Source organism: Candidatus Nanopelagicales bacterium (genome assembly GCA_037045355.1).
GTDB lineage: Bacteria > Actinomycetota > Actinomycetes > S36-B12.
Genome location: JBAOHO010000026.1, coordinates 175,112 through 189,202 on the forward strand (window position 1 = coordinate 175,112; position 14,091 = coordinate 189,202).

Annotated in this window: 9 protein-coding genes and 1 pseudogene; 9 read left to right on the forward strand and 1 reads right to left on the reverse strand. The window is 67.0% G+C overall.

The genetic code is table 11. The features are described 5' to 3' along the window. Positions 1 to 381: 381 nt before the first annotated feature. The 6 genes and pseudogenes from V9E98_13515 to V9E98_13540 all read left to right on the forward strand — a co-directional run bounded on the left by V9E98_13515 (position 382) and on the right by V9E98_13540 (position 9,173). Positions 382 to 2,721, forward strand: a complete 2,340-nt coding sequence (locus V9E98_13515) for a sodium-translocating pyrophosphatase (GenBank protein MEI2717982.1) — start codon at positions 382 to 384, stop codon at positions 2,719 to 2,721. A 229-nt stretch (positions 2,722 to 2,950) separates the two neighbouring features. Next, positions 2,951 to 5,707, forward strand: coding sequence for a type I DNA topoisomerase (topA, locus tag V9E98_13520; GenBank protein ID MEI2717983.1), 2,757 nt, complete (start codon positions 2,951 to 2,953; stop codon positions 5,705 to 5,707). Next, complete coding sequence (gene cysK / locus V9E98_13525; protein ID MEI2717984.1) at positions 5,704 to 6,636, forward strand: cysteine synthase A; 933 nt, start codon at positions 5,704 to 5,706, stop codon at positions 6,634 to 6,636. Before topA ends, cysK begins: the two co-directional genes overlap by 4 nt. Then, a pseudogene (gene cysE, locus V9E98_13530) lies at positions 6,633 to 7,136 on the forward strand (serine O-acetyltransferase). Before cysK ends, cysE begins: the two are co-directional and overlap by 4 nt. A 247-nt stretch (positions 7,137 to 7,383) precedes the next feature. Then, the gene (tmk, locus tag V9E98_13535) at positions 7,384 to 8,013 is read left to right on the forward strand and encodes a dTMP kinase (protein MEI2717985.1); all 630 of its coding nucleotides are present in this window, start codon (positions 7,384 to 7,386) and stop codon (positions 8,011 to 8,013) included. Beyond that, positions 8,010 to 9,173 (forward strand): DNA polymerase III subunit delta', encoded by a 1,164-nt coding sequence (locus V9E98_13540; protein MEI2717986.1) that lies wholly within the window; start codon positions 8,010 to 8,012, stop codon positions 9,171 to 9,173. The genes tmk and V9E98_13540 overlap by 4 nt, the downstream gene beginning before the upstream one ends. A gap of 6 nt (positions 9,174 to 9,179) precedes the next feature. On the opposite strand, the gene V9E98_13545 is transcribed toward V9E98_13540, so the two are convergent. Then, positions 9,180 to 10,046 (reverse strand): hypothetical protein, encoded by an 867-nt coding sequence (locus tag V9E98_13545; GenBank protein ID MEI2717987.1) that lies wholly within the window; start codon positions 10,044 to 10,046, stop codon positions 9,180 to 9,182. 325 nt (positions 10,047 to 10,371) lie between these two features. Here V9E98_13545 and V9E98_13550 point away from each other — a divergent pair, with 325 nt between their 5' ends. The 3 genes from V9E98_13550 to V9E98_13560 all read left to right on the forward strand — a co-directional run bounded on the left by V9E98_13550 (position 10,372) and on the right by V9E98_13560 (position 14,071). Further along, entirely contained in the window at positions 10,372 to 11,673 is a 1,302-nt protein-coding gene (locus tag V9E98_13550) for an alpha/beta fold hydrolase (GenBank protein MEI2717988.1), read from the forward strand. After that, positions 11,654 to 12,001: an alpha/beta hydrolase gene (locus V9E98_13555; protein ID MEI2717989.1), complete on the forward strand. Its 348-nt coding sequence runs from the start codon at positions 11,654 to 11,656 to the stop codon at positions 11,999 to 12,001. Before V9E98_13550 ends, V9E98_13555 begins: the two co-directional genes overlap by 20 nt. 108 nt (positions 12,002 to 12,109) lie before the next feature. Beyond that, on the forward strand, positions 12,110 to 14,071 hold the full coding sequence (locus V9E98_13560) for an NlpC/P60 family protein (protein ID MEI2717990.1): 1,962 nt from the start codon (positions 12,110 to 12,112) through the stop codon (positions 14,069 to 14,071). Positions 14,072 to 14,091 lie beyond the last annotated feature (20 nt).

The following is a 14,091-nucleotide window of genomic DNA, read 5'->3' on the forward strand; positions in this document are numbered from 1 at the left end:
GCCCGGCAGTCTGGCCGGAGCGATGGCTGCGCCGGCCTGAACCCAGGTACCCCGGATCCACCGGTCGTTCGGTTTCTCCATGACTGCGCGGCCCTTCAGCTGCTGGGAGTGCACCAGCACCTCTGGGCGCGTATCCATACTTCTCGGCGCGGATCACTTCTCGGCGCGGATCACTTCTCGGTGCGGATCACTTCTCGGCGCGGATCACTAGATGTGACCGTGTGACCCAGGCCACGACGCGGTGCGCCGTCGGAAGTACAGGTAAGCGTCGCGTAAACTCTGTCCGATCGGTGGATCCTGCCCGGCCCGAGGCCGGGGGTGGGGGGACCGCCGGCGTCGACGTCGGGACCTTGCCGACGTGCTGATCAAGGAGAAGAACCAGTGGAGAGTCTTGCCGTCGATCTGACCGGCACGAACCTGATCATCGTGAGTGTGGTGGCGGTCATCGCCCTGCTGGCGCTCGCGGTGGCAGCCGTTCTCGTCCGTCAAGTCCTGGCCGCCGATGCCGGTACCCCCAAGATGCAGGAGATCGCGGGCGCTGTGCAGGAAGGAGCCGCCGCGTTCCTGAGCCGCCAGTTCCGAACCCTCGGCATCTTCGCCGTCATCGTGTTCTTCTTGCTGTGGCTCTTGCCCGCGGAGACCACGTCTGAGCGAATCGGGCGCTCCATCTTCTTCCTGGTCGGAGCAGTGTTTTCCGCCATCACCGGCTACATGGGTATGTGGCTCGCCGTCCGCGGAAACGTCCGGGTCGCGGCAGCCGCCCGTGAAGAGAACGAACAAGGCGCGATGAAGATCGCCTTCCGCACCGGTGGTGTCGCGGGCATGTTCACCGTCGGACTGGGCCTGTTCGGGGCCGCACTCGTGGTTCTCGTCTACAAAGGTGAGGCGCCCAAGGTCCTCGAGGGCTTCGGCTTCGGGGCGGCGCTGCTCGCCATGTTCATGCGTGTCGGTGGCGGTATCTTCACCAAGGCGGCTGACGTCGGCGCGGACCTCGTCGGCAAGGTCGAGCAGGGCATCCCCGAGGACGACCCGCGCAACGCCGCAACCATCGCGGACAACGTCGGCGACAACGTCGGCGACTGCGCCGGTATGGCTGCCGACCTCTTCGAGTCATACGCCGTCACGCTCGTCGCCGCGCTGATCCTCGGCAAGGCCGCTTTCGGTGATCTCGGCCTGGTGTTCCCGCTCGTGGTTCCCGCCATCGGCGTCATCACTGCCGTGATCGGCATTTTCGTCGTCTCCCCGCGGCCCAGCGACCGCTCCGGCATGCAGGCAATCAACCGTGGCTTCTTCGTCTCCGCGATCATCTCCGCGGTCCTGGTGGTCATCGCGGCATTCGTGTTCCTCCCGGACCAGATGATCAAGCTGAAGGGCATCGACCTCGGGGCGTTCGAGGGCATCGCCGTCGACAGCTTCAACCCGCGTGTGCTGGCCATTTGGGCTGTGCTCGTCGGTATCGTCCTGGCCGCTGTCATCCAGCAGTTGACCGCCTACTTCACCGAGACGAACCGTCGCCCCGTCGACGACGTCGCGAAGACCTCGCTCACCGGTCCGGCGACCGTGATCCTCTCCGGTATCTCCGTCGGGCTGGAATCGGCGGTGTACTCGGCGCTGCTCATCGGCGCAGCCGTGTACATCGCTGCGCTGGCCGGTGGAGGCTCGGTCATCCTGTCGCTGTTCGCCGTCGCCCTCGCCGGTACCGGACTGTTGACCACGGTCGGTGTGATCGTGTCCATGGACACCTTCGGACCGGTGTCGGACAACGCCCAGGGCATCGCCGAAATGTCCGGCGATGTCGAGGGCGAGGGAGCCAAGATCCTCACCAGCCTCGATGCGGTCGGCAACTCCACGAAGGCCATCACCAAGGGCATCGCGATCGCGACTGCCGTGCTCGCCGCTACGGCGCTGTTCGGGTCCTTCCGGGATGCGATTACTCAGGCGACCGGGCAGATCGTCGCCAACGGCGATCAATTGGTTCAGCAGGTCGGATCCACGAATGCCGTGCAGTACCTGGGCGTCCTGAACGTCGCCACTCCGAGCAACCTCGTCGGTCTGCTCATCGGCGCCGCTGTGGTGTTCCTGTTCTCCGGCCTGGCCATCAACGCCGTGTCCCGCGCGGCAGGTGCGGTCATCTTCGAGGTGCGTCGCCAGTTCCGCAGCGACCCCGGCATCATGGCGGGCACCAGCAAGCCCGAGTACGCCAAGGTCGTCGACATCGTGACCCGCGACTCACTGCGTGAGCTGATCACCCCCGGCCTGTTGGCGGTGTTGACTCCCATCGCGGTCGGCTTCGGTCTCGGTGTCGGTGCACTCGGTGCCTACCTGGCCGGCACCATTGCCACCGGCACACTGATGGCGGTGTTCCTGGCCAACTCCGGTGGTGCCTGGGACAACGCCAAGAAGTTCGTCGAGGACGGCAACTTCGGCGGCAAGGGCTCCGAAGCCCATGAGGCGACCGTCATCGGTGACACCGTGGGAGACCCGTTCAAGGACACCGCCGGCCCGGCCATCAACCCGCTGATCAAGGTCATGAACCTGGTCGCGCTGCTGATCGCGCCCGCCGTCGTGGCCGTGTGGCTGAACGAACAGACCGCTCTGCGGTGGGGTATCGCGCTGGTCGCGGTGGTCATCGTGGTCGGTGCGGTGGTTGTCAGCAAGTCCCGACCGATCGCGGTCGGAGACCAGGATCTGAAGGAAGAGGACGCGCCGGCGTCCGCATAGGTCCCGCGCAACGGCCCCTCTGCCCTTCTCAGGGTGGGGGGGCCGTTGCATGTCCGTGCTGGGGTGGGCTCAGTCAGCTGTTTCGGTGGGAGTGCGAGGGACCGTTGCGTCGGCTGGCTCACACTCCGCGCCGCCGGGTGTGACTTGACAGAAACCGCCCCGGTAGCCTCACACTCACTGTCGGCACCCGAGCACGGTCGGTGCCGGTCGCCCCTCCGGAAGGAAACCTGTGTCCACGCCCCGCCGCCTCGTGATCGTCGAGTCGCCTGCCAAGGCGCGGATCATTCAGGGCTACCTCGGTCGAGGGTATGAAGTTCGTTCCTCCGTCGGGCACATTCGCGACCTACCCAACAACGCCGGGGACGTGCCCGACAAGTACCGCGGAACGGCCTGGGCCAAGACCGGTGTCGATGTCGAGCACGACTTCGCTCCCATGTACGTGGTGTCCACCAACAAGAAGCCGCTCGTCCGGGAGTTGAAGCAGGCGCTCGCTGATGCCGACGAACTGCTGCTCGCCACTGACGAGGACCGCGAGGGTGAGGCCATCGCCTGGCATCTGGTGCAGGTCCTGCAGCCCAAGGTCCCGTATCGCCGCATGGTGTTCCACGAGATCACCAAGGACGCGATCCAACAAGCCGCGCAGACCACGCGTGAGCTGAACACCGATCTCGTGGATGCGCAGGAGACCCGCCGCATCGTCGACCGGCTGTACGGCTACGAGGTGTCCCCGGTGCTGTGGCGCCGGGTGGCCTCGGGTTTGTCCGCCGGCCGCGTGCAGTCCGTGGCTCTGCGGTTGGTGGTCGATCGCGAGCGGGAACGCATCGCGTTCCGGTCGGCGTCGTACTGCGACATCCGCGGCGTGTTCGCGCCCGGTGCCTTCTCCGCTCGGCTCGCCAAGGTCGATGGGCGCCGTATCGCCACCGGGAAGGACTTCGACGACCGTGGGCAACTCACATCAGCTGATGTGTTGCTGCTCGATGAGCCCGCTGCCACCTCGTTGACCGAGGCCCTCACGGGTCGGCCATTCGAGGTCGCCGCCGTGGAGCAGCGCCCCAGCACTCGGCGCCCTGCCGCCCCGTTCATGACCTCCAGCCTGCAGCAGGAAGGGGGGCGCCGGCTGCGCTGGACCGCCAAGCGCGTCATGGATGTCGCCCAGCGGCTGTACGAGGGCGGCTACATCACCTATATGCGCACGGACTCCACCACACTGTCGGAGCAGGCGATCACCGCCGCCCGCGACCAGGCCCGATCCTTGTACGGCGCCGATCACGTGCCCGACGTGCCGCGTCGCTACGACCGCAAAGTCAAGAATGCGCAGGAGGCGCATGAGGCGATCAGACCCTCGGGCGATCACTTCCGGACCCCGGGCGAGGTATCCGGCACCCTCAACCGCGACGAGTTCGCGTTGTACGAGTTGATCTGGAAACGCACCCTCGCTTCCCAGATGGTCGACGCCAAGGTCGCCACGACGACGCTGCGATTGACGGCCACCGCGACTGACGGGAAGGTCGCCGAGTTCACTGCGTCGGGCACTGTCGTGGTGTTCCCGGGATTCCTCGCGGCTTACGCCGATGTCAACGACTCTGGGGAGTCCAAGGAGGGCACACGACTCCCGGCGCTCAAGCAGGGCGAGTCGGTGACGGCGACAGAACTCGCGGCCGAACCGCACAGCACCAACCCGCCCGCCCGCTACACCGAGGCCACGCTGATCAAGGCTCTGGAGGACCAGGGCATCGGCCGTCCCTCCACGTTCGCCAGCATCGTCAACACCATCATCGAACGGGAGTACGTCCGCAAGCGCGGAACCGCGCTGGTGCCGTCGTTCCTGGGCATGACCGTCGTGCGACTTCTGGAGAACCACTTCGCCCCTCTGATCGACTACTCCTTCACAGCGCGTATGGAGGAGATGCTGGACGCCATCGCCGCCGGAGACGACTCCCGACTGCATGCGCTCGACCGCTTCTACCGCGGCGACGCGGGCATCGGTTTCGCAGGCCTGCGACCCCTGATCGACAAGGGTGGGGACATCGATGCCCGTGCCATCTCGACCTTCGAGATCCCGGGTAGCGATGCCGTTGTCCGAGTGGGCAAGTACGGGCCCTACCTGCAGCGTGGCGAGGACGACCGCATCAACTTCCCCGAGGACTTGGCTCCGGACGAAGTGACTGCCGCCAAGGTCGAGGAGTTGTATGCGGCGCCACGCGGCGACCGCGAACTCGGCGAAGACCCCGACTCAGGGCGCACGATCGTGGTCAAGAACGGCCGCTTCGGCCCCTACGTCACAGAGGTCCTCGAAGAAGATGCCCCACCCAAGCTCAAGCCGAGGACCTCGTCGCTCTTCAAGGACATGGATCCGCAGAGTGTCACTCTCGACGATGCCCTGCGGCTACTGTCCCTGCCCCGCGAAGTGGGAGTCGACCCGGCGGACAACGAACCGATCCTCGCGCTGAACGGCCGCTACGGTCCCTACATCAAGAAGGGCTCCGAAAGCCGCTCGCTTGCCGACGAACCGCAACTCTTCACCGTGACCTTGGAACAAGCGCTCGCCCTGCTCGCCGAGCCCCCGCGGCGCCGCGGCCAGCGCACTCCCGCGGCGCTGAAAGAACTCGGCATCGACCCGGTTTCAGGCAAGCCCGTCGTCGTCAAGGACGGCCGCTTCGGACCATACGTCACCGACGGGGAATACAACGCGACGATCCCGAAGGGTGACAACGCCGAAGAGATCACTTTGGAGCGGGCGTCGGACCTGCTGGTGGAACGGCGCGCGAAGGGCCCGGCCAAGAAGAAGTCGACGCGCAAGAAGGCGACCACACGAAAGTCGACGAAGAAGTCGACCACCACCAAGAAGACCACCACCAAGAAGACCACCGCCAAGTCGTCCACCACCAAGTCGACCACCGCCAAGTCAGCCACCAAGAAAGCCACCGTGAAGAAGACCGCCGCATCGACCGCAGCCGGGGACCCGGCCGGATCAGGAGTGTCATGAGAATCGCCGACGACATCACCCAACTCATCGGGGGTACCCCGTTGGTCCGCCTGCGCGGGCTCTCCGAGGCCACCGGCGCCAACGTGCTCGCCAAACTCGAGTTCTTCAACCCGGCGCATTCGGTCAAGGACCGCATCGGGGTCGCCATGATCGATGCCGCGGAGCAGTCCGGGGCGCTCAAACCCGGTGGGACCGTCGTGGAGCCGACATCCGGCAACACCGGGATCGCGTTGGCCATGGTGTGCGCGGCCCGCGGCTACAAACTCGTCATCACGATGCCCGAGACCATGAGCAAGGAGCGGCGCGCACTGCTGCGCGCCTACGGTGCCGAACTGATTCTCACGCCCGGTCCGGAGGGAATGGGCGGTGCCATCGCCAAAGCCGAGGAGTTGCTGGCCGCGAACCCGGGTTGGGTCATGCCGCAGCAGTTCTCGAACCCGGCCAACCCGGCGGTGCACCGGGCCACCACCGCCGAGGAGATCTGGACCGACACGGATGGCCAGATCGCCTGCCTGGTCTCCGGAGTGGGAACCGGCGGGACCATCACGGGCGTGGGTCAGATCCTGAAGGAGCGCAATCCCGACGTGCAGATCGTCGCCGTGGAGCCCGAGGCGTCGCCGGTGCTTTCCGGTGGCCAGAAGGGGCCACACCCGTTGATGGGGATCGGGGCCGGATTCGTGCCCGACATCCTCGATACGCAGGTCTACGACGAAGTCATCCAAGCGCCCAATGACAAGTCCATGGAGGTCGCGCGCGACGTCGCTCGCACCGAAGGTCTGCTCATCGGTATCTCGTCGGGGGCGGCCGTGTGGGCCGCGGGTCAAGTGGCCGCTCGTCCGGAGATGGCGGACAAGACGATCGTCGTGATCATCCCCTCGTTCGGTGAGCGTTACCTGAGCACACCGCTGTTCGCCGACCTGATGGACTGATGACCCACGTCGGCGAGGACATCCGCACCGTCTTGGAGCGGGATCCTGCCGCCCGCACGAGACTCGAGGTCTTCCTCTCCTACCCGGGGTTGCACGCCCTGTGGAGCCATCGGATCAACCACTGGTTGTGGCGCCGCAGGATGCGAACGCTGGCCCGCTGGTTCTCGCAGATCACGCGGTTCTTCACGGGCATAGAGATCCATCCCGGCGCCCAGATCGGTCGCCGGGTGTTCATCGACCACGGGATGGGCGTCGTGATCGGGGAGACCACGATCGTGGGGGACTGCTGCACCATCTATCAGGGATCCACCCTGGGAGGCACCAGCCTGAAGAAGGAGAAGCGGCATCCGACCCTGGAGGACAACGTTGTGGTCGGGGCGGGTGCGAAGGTGCTCGGCAACATCACCGTCGGATCCAACGCGCGGATCGGAGCGAACTCCGTCGTGCTGCACGATGTCCCTGCCGGCACGGCAGTGGTGGGCGTTCCCGGCCAGGTCGTCACCCGCCGTACTCCCCTCGAACCCCCCGTCATGGTCGATCGTGAGAACGACGTCCCCGACGCCATGGGCGCAGCGGTCATCTCCCTGCTCACCCGCGTCGAGCGGCTCGAACGCGACACCGGCCGGGTGGGGAAAGGACCGCACGTTCCCGAGCACGGGGTCTGGCGCGGTGAGGATTTCGAGACGCAGGACTTCAGCATCTGACGGTGGACACCGAGGTGTCGGAGGTGCGGCATAGGCTTCGCTCGTGGCAGCAGCACGGTTCATCGCCTTCGAGGGCGGCGAAGGCAGCGGCAAGTCCACCCAGGTCGAGCGGCTGGCGACGTCCCTTCGCGCCACGGGGCGGACCGTCACCGTCACCCGCGAACCCGGAGGTTCCCCGCGCGCCGAGCAGATCCGCTCGCTCATCCTGGCCGATGGCTCCGCCGACCTTGACGCCCGCTGCGAAGCCCTGCTCTTCGCGGCCGCACGAGCCGACCACATCACCCACACCGTGCGTCCTGCCCTCGAGCGTGGCCACATCGTTCTCACCGACCGGTACCTCGACTCGTCGGTCGCCTACCAAGGTGTCGCCCGCGGCCTGGGTGCCGACCGCATTCGGGACCTCAGTCTGTGGGCCACCGACCACACCGTGCCCGACCTCACCGTCGTGCTCGACATCGACCCGAGAGTCGGTCTGGCGCGCGCTCAGGACGCCAACCGACTGGAATCCGAACCGCTCGGGTTCCACGACGACGTGCGGCAGGCGTTTCTGGACTTCGCCGCAGCAGCGCCGCACCGCTACACGGTGATCTCCGCCTTTCCACCGCCCGATGAGGTCGCAACCCTGGTTCGTGCTGCAGTGGACCGATGCATCATGGCGGGAGGACGCGGATGACAGTCTGGGACGACATCGTCGGCCAGCCCGATGCGGTGGCCCAGTTCCGCGGTGCGGCTGCGTCCGCCCACGGGCGCGGGTCGACGTTCGGCATGACCCACGCCTGGCTCATCACAGGACCGCCCGGATCCGGCCGGTCCAACGCCGCCGTGGCGCTCGCGGCGGCGCTGGCGTGCCCAGACGAGGGATGCGGGCAGTGCGAGGCGTGCCGGACTGTGCTGCACCACAGCCATCCGGATGTCACGGTGGTGCGATCGACGACCCTGTCTCACGGCAAGGAGGCCACCAAGGCGTTGGTCTTGCAGGCAGCGGGCACCCCCGTCACAGCCCCATGGCGCGTCATCATCATCGAAGACGCCGACCGCATGACCGAGGCCGCGGCCAACACCTTGCTCAAGGCCATCGAGGAACCCGCCCCGCGCACCGTGTGGATCCTGTGTGCACCCAGCGCCGAGGACCTCCTGGCGACGATCAGGTCGCGGACCCGCAACGTCGCCCTCCGGGTCCCCGCTGCTGCCGCAGTGGCCGAACTCCTCGAAAGAGAAGGGGTGGACAGGCCAGTGGCTTCCTTCGCGGCTCACGCATCCCAAGGCCACATCGGTCGGGCCCGCGCCTTGGCCGGAGACGAGCACACCCGGCTGCGGCGGGCCATGGTGCTCAAGGCCCCGCGCATGATGACCAGCATCAGCGACGCCTACTCCATGGCCCACGACCTGCGCAAAGTGGCCGAGGACGACGCGAAAGCGCGGACCAAGGAGCGCGACGACGAGGAGAACGCCGACCTGATGGCCGCCTACGGCCAGGGCGCCGAGGGGCTGTCCGCCGGCCGCGTTCGCACACTTGCCTCTCGTGCCATGTCCGATCTCGCCAAAGTGCAGACCCAGCGTGCCTCCCGCTCCGTCCGGGACGAACTCGACCGCTACTTCGTGGACTTCCTCGGCTACTACCGCGATGTGCTCATGCTGCAGTTGGGCGTGGGCTCGGACCTCATCAACGTCGATCTGCGCACCGCCCTGGAGCAGACAGCGCGCGCGGATGACGCCTTCACCACGATGAAGCGGATCGACGCCATCACGGCCGCGCGGGCCCAGTTGGAGGGAAACGTCCCACCGGCGTTGGTGTGTGAATCACTGATGGTGCAGCTGCTGCACCCGGTGTGACCCGGGTCAGTCCGACTGGGTTGCCGCTGCCGCGGCGACTCGCAGGCCTTCGGAGTAGGCCGCCAACTCGCGGACGGTGACATCCAGGCGCACCGAAGGTGCTGCCGTCGGATCGGGTGCACTGAGCATCTGAAGTGCCGCGCTGAGCAACTCGGTGTACATGTCGACGCCGAGCGCCAAGCGCTGGCGGATCTCCTCGGCCGAGGTAGCCGCTGTCCTGGCGGCAGGAGTGCCGCGCATGTCGACCTCGACCCGGTGCAGAACATGCAGCCGGTCGACCAGCGCCGCCATCGCCGGCGCCGCCTCGAAGTCGGCTCGCCGGATCTCGATGGCCGCGTCGGCGTGCAGACCCTCGATAGTCGGGATCAACTGCGCCAACTGCACACGGACCCGGTGGAGCTGCTCGGACTCCACAGAGCCGGCCACCCCGGGCGGCAGGGGTCGGGGCGGCGGAGGTGGTGCGGTCGGGGGGAGAGGTTTGGGCAGGTTGGCGGCGGTGTGACGTGAACGCCGGGCCACCACAGCCCCGATCACAGCGGTCGGTGCTCCCAGCCAGAACCACGCGTCGAGGCCGTTGCCGGTGGACATCTGAGCGAGGAGATCCGCGCCGGCGACGACCCCTCCGGAAACCGCTGCGGTGGTCGCCCAGCCTGCGCGGGAGCGCAGCCGCGCGAGGCGGCCCTGATAGCGCTTGATGTCGCGGGTGTACTCGCGCTGCTGGCGTTCGTGCTCGAGCACCATGCGGTCATGGGGGTCCCGCGGCTGGGGTGCGTTCTTCCATCCGGCGCGAAAAGCGGCAGCATGCGCGGTGGCCTCAGCCAGACCAGAGGCGAGCCTCGTCGTGAGGTCCCGCGACTGCGGGTTGCTGCTCATACCCCCAACGGTAGGCGACGGGGGCCACATTCGCGAGCGACCCGGACTGCGCCCAGGGCGGACAGCAACAACCCGGGGTCGACGTCGGGGGCCTCCGTGCGTCCGTTTCTCATGCCTGTGTCCGCTTCTTGGGCCGATCCGGTGCCGGGACAGACGAGTCGGCGCCCAGATTGACGAATCCCCGCCATCGAGTGCCGCGCTCCCGCCGCATGCGGCGCGGTTGCGGCATTGGTCGGGCGACGGGGGGATCTGCGGGGAGGTCCGGACAGGTGGGAACCCGCATCCGACCCGTAGAGTCACAGATCCGAGGGAAGGGACAGCAGCCATGCACTTCGTCCCCGCGCGCGCCGGTCGCCGTCGCAGCAGCCGTGCAGGTACCAGTGCCACCAGCCGCAGACGAGCTGGCCGCACCCGCACCGTCCGTGCCACGGCGGTTCGCGGACTCGCGGTGGGTGTCTGCTCACTCGCCGTGTTGGCAGGGTGCACGTCGGCACCACTTCCTCCCGTCCTGCAATCACAACCGGCGGAATCCGCCGAACCTCGAGAATCAGCTCCAGCTGGTCTGCAGCGCTTCTACGACCAGAAGTTGGCCTGGCAGGACTGTGACGGCTCATTCGAGTGTGCCGACCTCACGGTTCCGCGGGACTACGCCAACCCAGAGGCCGGAACCACCACGATCGCCCTGCTGCGCGCCAAAGGGGACAAGCCCCAGGGGTCGTTGGTCGTGAATCCAGGTGGCCCCGGGGGCAGCGGAGTCGACTATGCCCGCGCTGCCGGACAGATCCTGTCCGACACGGTCACGGAGCAGTACTCCGTTGTCGGATTCGATCCCCGGGGCGTCGGGCGCAGCGCCCCGATCGACTGCCTGACGGACGCCGAGCTGGACGAATGGATCGCGCTCGACGGCGAACCTGATTCGCAGCAGGAGCAGCAGGAGTTGCTGGACGCGGCGCGCGATTTCGGCAAGGCGTGCGAGGAGCGGTCCGCGCAGATGCTCCCGTACGTCGATACCGAATCGGTGGTCAAGGACCTGGACATCCTCAGGGCGGCACTGGGAGAGCGGCGACTGAACTACCTGGGCTTCTCCTACGGCACCATGATCGGCGCCCTGTACGCCGACCGATTCGGACCCAAGACGCGCCGGATGGTGCTGGACGGGGCGCTCCCTCCCCAGTTGACCATCGATGAGATCGGACTTGGGCAGGCGAAGGGGTTCGACAAAGCACTACGTCGCTACGTCGAGGACTGCCAGACCAAGTCAGACTGCCCGGTCGCAGGGGAGTCCGTCGACGAAGGTGTGCGCAAGGTCCAGGATTTCCTCGACAGTCTGGATGAGCAGCCCCTCCCCGCCGGCGACGGTCGGGAGCTCAACCAAGGCCTGGGCGCCGGTGCGGTGCTGTATCACCTGTACTTCCCGTTCGCGGGGGATTGGGATTCCCTGTCGGACGGCCTGCGCGACGCCTTCGCCGGCGATGGACGCCGACTCCTCGACATGTTCTACGAGCGTCTTGAGCGCAGCCCGGACGGCAAGTACGCCAACAACTCGCAGGAAGTGTTCTACGCCGTGAACTGCCTCGACCGCGGTAGCGACGCAGATATCGGAGAAACTGCGCAGGCAAGCGGATGAGTGGGCTCAAGAGGCCCCGGTATTCGGTCGATATCTCGCCTGGACGGAAGCCGCGTGCTCCGAGTGGCCGGTGGCGGCGACCGGGGAACCTGAAGAGGTCACGGCCGCCGATGCGGGGCCGATCCTGGTCATCGGCAACACGAACGATCCGGCCACCCCGCTGGAGTGGGCGCAACTCCTGGCTGACCGGCTGGCCGACGCCCACCTGATCGTCTGGGAGTCCGATGGGCACACCGCCTACGGCAACGGGTCGTCGTGTGTGGACGATGCCGTCGACGCCTACCTGGTGGACGGTGAACTGCCACCTGCGGACCTCGTATGTCGGTGACCGCCACGTCCACCCTCGACCTCTGTCGCAGGTGGGTCACAATCGTGTGGCCGAAGTTCTCAAACTGGCCCACATCATTGAGCTCGGCCCACCTATGATGGGACGGCAATGACGAGCTACACCCGCGCAGCAGCGGGTGCACTTCTCCTGGCTCTGACGTCGGCAGGAATCGCGGCGCCGGCCAGTGCTGTGCCCGTGCTGCCCGCTGAGGATCCGGCGCCCACGGCGACGTCGGATCCGCTCACCGCGCAGATCACCGAAACGACCGATCAACTGCAGACCGACCTCACCGAGATGCGTGCGCAGCAGACAGCTGCCCAAGAGCGCTACCTCGCCGCGCGGACGAAGGCCGCCAAACTGCGCAAACTGGTGGCCGCCAACCAGTCCGCGGCTGACGAGGCGCGACTCGTCGTCGGCCAGTACGCCCGATCGATCTACATGAACGGTTCGACGGACCTCAGCGTCCTCGCCTCGATGATCGACACGGCCGACCCCAACGAGCTGATGGACCGAGCCGACGAGGCGCTGCGGGTCGGAGATCGCAAAGACGATCAGTACGACGACGCCATGGCATTGCTGAAGCGCAACCAGGAGGTCAAAGAGCAGGCCGACTCCGCGCAACTGGCCGCTGAGGCGAGCCTGCAGACGATCTCGACCCAGGTCCAAGGGCTGCAACGCCAGTTGGCCGACGTGGCCAACCAGTGGGCCGACCATCTGGCCGGAATGGACGGCATGCTCGACCCGGCTCAGGCCAAGGCGAACAGTGACGCGGCGTCACAGTGGGCCGACTACCTCACGCGCCTGGCGGACCTGAGGGCTCCCAGCATCACGGTGGACGAACTGACGAAGGACAAGCCACCGCAAGGCGTCAGCCGAAGCCGAAAGAACCCCGGGGTCGGGACGTACCGCTCAAACGGCGACTCCGTCACTGCACTGCCGGACCGAGTCATCGCCGCCGTCACCTACGCGGTATCGACCCTCGGCACTTCCTACCAGTGGCGCAAGAACACCGACTCGGAGATGGACTGTTCCGCGCTTGTCGATCGAGCATGGAATGTTCCCACGATCCCTCGCAGCAAGCGGACCAATGCCCGAGCGCTGGTCGCGGACGGTGTCAGTGGCCTCGCCGCGAACATCAAGTTCATCCCCGAGGATCGGATGAGTGTGGGCGATGTCGTCTTTATCGCCGATCCGGGGCGCGGCGTGAACCACACCGGGATCGTCCTCGACAACGACACGATGATTGCCGGAGACGCTCGCACCGGCGGCGTCAATGCCGTGCCCATCCCCAAGCCCCGCGTGTGGCAGGTGGGAAGGCTGTCGCTGAAGCCCCCCAAACGCGGCAACTTCGTCCCCAAGGCGTCCCAGAAGCCATTCCAGTGCGGCATGGACCCAGCGGACTTCATCACCACCCCCGATGGGAAGGTGCTGGCCGACCCGCGGATCTGCCCGCCGAAGCCCGCGGTGTTCTCCGAGGCGCATATGCAGCCGGCGGCCATCACCGGTGGACGCTGCGCCGGTGCCCTGTGGCCGCAGTTGACCATCATCGGCGGCTGGCGGCCCAGCGACCCCTATCCGGACCATCCGTCGGGTCGGGCGCTGGACATCATGATGCCGGCGGGATGTTCCACCGACCCGGCCAACATCGCGCTCGGCACGGCCATCGCCGAGTTCTTCATGGCCAATGCCGCGAAGTTCCACGTGCAGTACATCATCTGGCAGCAGCGCATCTGGAACGCCGAGACCGAGACGCCCAAGCGGGTCATCGACTGGCGCGGCATGTCCAACCGCGGGGGCTGCACGGCGAACCATCAGGACCACGTCCACGTGTCCTTCATCGGACCCAACACCGTCTCAGCGGCGCCAGCTCCCGCCGACACCAGCGATGACTCAGGTCCCGGATCGCGGCCCGGCTCAGGCGCCGGCTCCAAGTCCGGCTCCGACGCCGGCAAGGACACCACGGACAAGCCCAATGCGCCCGACAACGCGAGTGGGTCCCCTGACTCCTCGAGCGGCACGCCCGACACCTCCGCCGGCGATTCCGACACCGCGGGGCGCAAGCGCAACTGACGGGCGGATGAGAGCCGCTC